Genomic DNA, 4,573 nt, shown 5'->3' with positions numbered 1-4,573 from the left:
GGTTGCGATGCCTGCTGGGTTTCTCTTGTGCCAGCTGGCTTTGTACTTAAAAATCTAACTCCCTCGGCAACAACTTCGGTAACATAGACACGTTTGCCTTCATGGTTATCATAGTTTCGTGTCTGTATGCGACCAGTCACTCCGAGGACAGAGCCCTTTTTACAATAGTTGGACGTGTTCTCGGCTGTTTTGCCCCAGAGGATACAGTGGACAAAATCGGCCTCGATTTCCCCGCTGGCATTTTTGTATTGCCTGTTCACCGCAAGCGTTATATTCGACACAGCTTTGCCGTCTGGTGTATACCTGAGATCTGGATCCCTGGTCAGCCTGCCTACTAGCGTTACTTGATTGATCACCTTTTCATCTCCTTTCTCCTTGATAACCCGATGATATTCCTTTTTAGCGCTGCAGTAAAATGTCGAAAATCGTTCTTTTGACTGTAAAAACTGCATCAAACAAGCCTATTAACTTCAGATTATTGTTTTTTCAACACATCATATACAGCTAAAAATGATTTTTACCAATTCAGAAATATTTCTTTCGACAAACTTGCTTTTTTTCGCTTTCGATTCATCCTGTGTTATAATTTGGACAAGTATTACGGGAGGTGGTTGACATGAAGACGTTTAAGTTGATTTCAATGCAGCTTGCTGATGATGATGCTTTAGTGGATATCGAAATGGAAGACGGCCTGATTATCAATAAAGAGGATGAAAAAGGCACGTGGCTCGTCGAAGTTTTTACTGATCATAAATACATCCCCTATTTCCAGGATGCGTGCGACAACGACAAAGAAATCATCGTCCAAGTCGTCATCACCAAACGCGAAAACGACCCGGCGGCATTCGTGACAAAAGTTTGTTGCGTGAAGAAGCTGAAGACACATGCCAGCGTTCTTTTAACAGGAAAGCTCACCAAACCGAAGAGCGATTACCCGGAAAAGTTGCTCGAGTATCTTCTTGATAAAGGATACAAAGGCGAAGAACTGCTTACGGAATTCAAGGAAAAAATCATAACAAGGCCGCAGATTTTGCAGCCAAAAAAAGTGTAACCGAACTCCTGCTGACTGGCTGGAGTTTTTTTATTGGAGAAATTAATTGGCCGTGATAGTTGAACTTGTAATGTGCAATTAAATAAACACGAGCAAATTGAGATGAGACAAATCAACCGGCAAAATTTTTCGATATGCAAAATAAATGGGCAGGAATCCATCCCTGCCCTTTTTGCATTATTGATCCTTATTGTTCTCGTCATTCATATCAAGGTTGTCTTCAACAGCGTCTTCACCAGGCTCGTTGTTGTCCTCCATCATGTCACCATCGTTCTCAGTGTTGACGTCGCCATTGCCGTTTGTACCGTTGTTGTCATCGATCATGCCATCATCGTCGACATTGCCATTGTCACCATTCATGTCTCCATTGTCCTCCGCTGGATTCTCGATATCCACATCGTCATCCGGAGGAGGATCCTGGTCATTCGCGCAGCCTGCAAGGAACATAGCCGATAGCAATGAGCCACCAATTAACATTAATAGCTTTTTCTTCATGAGTAAAAGCCCCTTTCATTAATAGATATTTTTGAGACCTGTTGCACGGGTCTGCTGTTATATTGCCCATCAATGAAAAAAACTTGCACGATTTTTGTAAAAATTACCCGATTTTCGGTACGGGTATGATAAAAGACTAATTATGACCCGCATTAAATCACTAATTATACCCATATCTAACAGTATAAGTTACTTTTTTATCGGGAATCGCAGCCATTTTTAAGCTGTTAATCCAACTGGAAAAATTATTCTCTTAGTATGGAACGATAATTGCACCATTCCCCATTGTAATTGCACCCTCTTCTCGTTTAATTGCACGTTCAACAGCCATAATTGCACCGTCTTCCTAATTATGTAAAAAAAAGAACCCAAACCAAATTTGAGTTCTCTCAAAAAATAATTATTTTATCGCAAATGTGATCTCCGCTTCGCAAGCCAGTTCGCCATCTACAGTCGCGACTGCCTTACCTTTTCCAATCGGCCCGCGCAGCTTGATCATTTCAACTTCAAGGCGAAGCTGGTCGCCTGGTTTTACCTGTCTTTTAAAACGGCAGTTGTCGATACCTGCAAAGAAGCCGATTTTGCCGCGGTTTTCTTCAAGTTTTAAAACGGCAACAGCTCCAACCTGAGCCAATGCTTCCACGATTAGAACGCCTGGCATGACGGGATAATCAGGGAAATGACCATTGAAGAATTCCTCGTTCGCTGTAACATTCTTGATGCCGACTGCCCTTTTACCTTCTTCGATTTCCACAATTTTATCAACGAGTAAAAATGGATAGCGGTGCGGTATGATTTCTTTGATTTGGGTGATGTCCATCATATTCTTAGTACCTCCTACTAATACTTACTAACCATTGTACTAAAAAAGCTAAACAAAAAGGAAGGGAAATCTCCCTTCCTTCCGAAAAATTATTCTCCATTAACCAGATCTATAATATGAGTCCAAGTTGACTTCTCGAAAATGTCCATCGCTTCTCCCCCGCCCATAACGGCATAGCCGAACATCGCGCCTAGAACGACACTTGCGGCTAACAGGAGTAACACAATAATAATCCGAAGCCAGATTGGAATAAGGCGAACCCGGATTCTTTTCTTTTTTTCGCGTGTTTGTTTCTTTTCCTTTTTCACTTCTTCACGCGTTACTGCTTCTTGATTATTCTTGTTCAAAGCCATTTTGATTGTTCTTCCCCTCTTAACGGATTCCGTTCACTAGTCCGAGCATTTGATCGGCAAGTGTAATCGATTTCGAGTGGAACTGGTAGCTCCGCTGAACATTGATTAAATCCGTCATTTCTTTGCTCATATCAACATTCGATTGCTCAAGGGCACCTTGCTGGATGGAAATTTGATTCCTTAAAGGGCCCGTTAGATTAGTCATTACCTCTTCCTCGGTTACGCCAAGCTCAGCCAGGTTGTCTGGCAACCCTAGCAGATTCGCCCCTTTTTGCTCTAAAAATTGAGGCTTATTAATCAATATTACACCAAGATTCACTTCGTGGCTCGTCCCATCGTACATTTCAGCTGTTAAAAGGCCGGTATTATTGATATTAAAGTTCTTCACATTACCTGTTATTGTGATTGGCTGGTTGTTCTCATCCAGGATAGCATTTCCATCGCTATTCACAAGCATAGATTGATTATCAGTAAGAGGTGTAAGGTACAATGCACCATTACGTGTCAAACGCATCGCAGAGCTGCCATCCTCATTCTGAACCATCACCCGGTAAAATTGGCCTTCAGCTGCAAATGCCGTATCAAGCGCACGCCCAGTTGATTTCAGGCTGCCCTGTGACAGGGTCAGCTGGATTTGGCCAAGCCTTGCACCAGTACCCTGGCGGATGTTAAAAGGCGTCATCCGGTTCTGCGGCTCCAGGGCATTGTTTGGCTGGTTGCGATATTCCTGCACAAGCAAGTCGGTAAAAGACGCTTCGCGGCGCTTGTAGCCAGCTGTATCGATGTTGGCAAGATTGTGACTGATCATGTCCATCTGCTTTTGCAGCTGGGATAATGTATTTGTTGCAGTGATCATTGTTCTGTTCATATTTTATACCTCAATACGCCTCCAGGGAAGGAGTGCGATTCCTTTTAAAATTTGATCCAGAATACTATAGCCTTCCGATTTCGTTCGCAGCCTTCTCCATGCTTTTATCATAAGCCTGGAGAATCTTTTGGTTTGCTTCGAAAGCTCGGTAAGCTGACATCATGTCGGTCATCGTCCTGCTGATATCGACATTGGATTGCTCAAGGAAACCTTGCTGCGTCCTGAACTGAACACCAGCTGTGCCAAAAGCAGTCGGCAATGCTCCACCATCTTCCGTACGGAACAGGCCGTCGCCTTCTTTTATCATTCGCAGCGGATTGTTCGCATAGGCTACGCCAAGTGTAGCACCCTCGCCATTTTCACCGGTCAGGACACCGCCCTCATTGACTGTAAAACGGTCGCTCGAGAGCTGGATTTGCTGGCCGGCTGAGTCCAGCACATAATGGCCGCTGCCAGTCGTCAAATATCCCTGTGCATCAATCGTGAAATTTCCATTCCTTGTATAACGAACTGTGCCATCCGTGTTGCGCACAGTAAAAAATACTGAGCCATCTTCAGGCATATTGATATCGAGCAATGCTACATCCGTCTTCCGTCCAGTTTCGCGTAAATCACCCTGGATGAATTTCGGGATCGCTTCTTGCATGTAAACACCTGTATTGATTGTGCCAATTTCCTTGTTGAACGGCAAATTCAGGCCTTTCTCCGTCGGAATTTGCTGCTTGTCAAAACGCTGAAGCAGCATTTCTGGGAACGCCCTCATTCCCGCCTGGTCTGCCTTATATCCAGGCGTATTGGCATTGGACATATTATTCGTCAGCATTTCCGTCCTGCGCTGCTGTGCAAGCATACCGGAAGCTACTGTGTAAAAGCCTTTGAACATAATTTCACACCCTTATCGGAAAAACTCCTCAGTAACAGGGAATTTTTTCACTACTTTCTATTATAAGAAATATATCGGCAAGAAACATTAAAAATTTGCA

The 4,573-nt window shown here is 43.6% G+C and carries 7 protein-coding genes; 1 reads left to right on the top strand and 6 read right to left on the bottom strand.

Annotated elements, in window-relative coordinates; all coding sequences use genetic code 11:
• The coding region (gene ssb, locus ACH0QE_RS13825) for a single-stranded DNA-binding protein (protein ID WP_415801191.1) at window positions 1–356 on the bottom strand (356 nt) is incomplete at its 3' end.
• Window positions 357–616: 260 nt separating this feature from the next.
• Between ssb and ACH0QE_RS13820 the strand changes: the two genes are divergently transcribed.
• Window positions 617–1,051 carry a YwpF-like family protein gene (locus tag ACH0QE_RS13820; protein WP_415801190.1) on the top strand — a complete coding sequence of 145 codons (435 nt, stop codon included), beginning with the start codon at window positions 617–619 and terminating at the stop codon, window positions 1,049–1,051.
• Window positions 1,052–1,228: 177 nt separating this feature from the next.
• Here ACH0QE_RS13820 and ACH0QE_RS13815 read toward each other — a convergent pair whose 3' ends face one another.
• The 5 genes from ACH0QE_RS13815 to ACH0QE_RS13795 form a co-directional block, all read right to left on the bottom strand.
• Complete coding sequence (locus ACH0QE_RS13815; protein WP_415801189.1) at window positions 1,229–1,546, bottom strand: hypothetical protein; 318 nt, start codon at window positions 1,544–1,546, stop codon at window positions 1,229–1,231.
• A 400-nt stretch (window positions 1,547–1,946) separates the two neighbouring features.
• On the bottom strand, window positions 1,947–2,369 hold the full coding sequence (gene fabZ / locus ACH0QE_RS13810) for a 3-hydroxyacyl-ACP dehydratase FabZ (RefSeq protein WP_023613628.1): 423 nt from the start codon (window positions 2,367–2,369) through the stop codon (window positions 1,947–1,949).
• A gap of 89 nt (window positions 2,370–2,458) precedes the next feature.
• Window positions 2,459–2,722: a DNA-directed RNA polymerase subunit beta gene (locus ACH0QE_RS13805; RefSeq protein ID WP_415801188.1), complete on the bottom strand. Its 264-nt coding sequence runs from the start codon at window positions 2,720–2,722 to the stop codon at window positions 2,459–2,461.
• 19 nt (window positions 2,723–2,741) lie between these two features.
• Complete coding sequence (locus tag ACH0QE_RS13800; protein ID WP_415801187.1) at window positions 2,742–3,590, bottom strand: flagellar hook-basal body protein; 849 nt, start codon at window positions 3,588–3,590, stop codon at window positions 2,742–2,744.
• A 64-nt stretch (window positions 3,591–3,654) separates the two neighbouring features.
• Window positions 3,655–4,473, bottom strand: coding sequence for a flagellar hook-basal body protein (locus ACH0QE_RS13795; RefSeq protein ID WP_415801186.1), 819 nt, complete (start codon window positions 4,471–4,473; stop codon window positions 3,655–3,657).
• Window positions 4,474–4,573: the final 100 nt, after the last annotated feature.

Source organism: Mesobacillus sp., from assembly GCF_047739415.1.
Lineage (GTDB): Bacteria > Bacillota > Bacilli > Bacillales > Cytobacillaceae > Mesobacillus.
The sequence above is the reverse complement of the archived record's forward strand: the minus strand, read 5'-3'. Positions and strand labels throughout refer to the sequence as shown.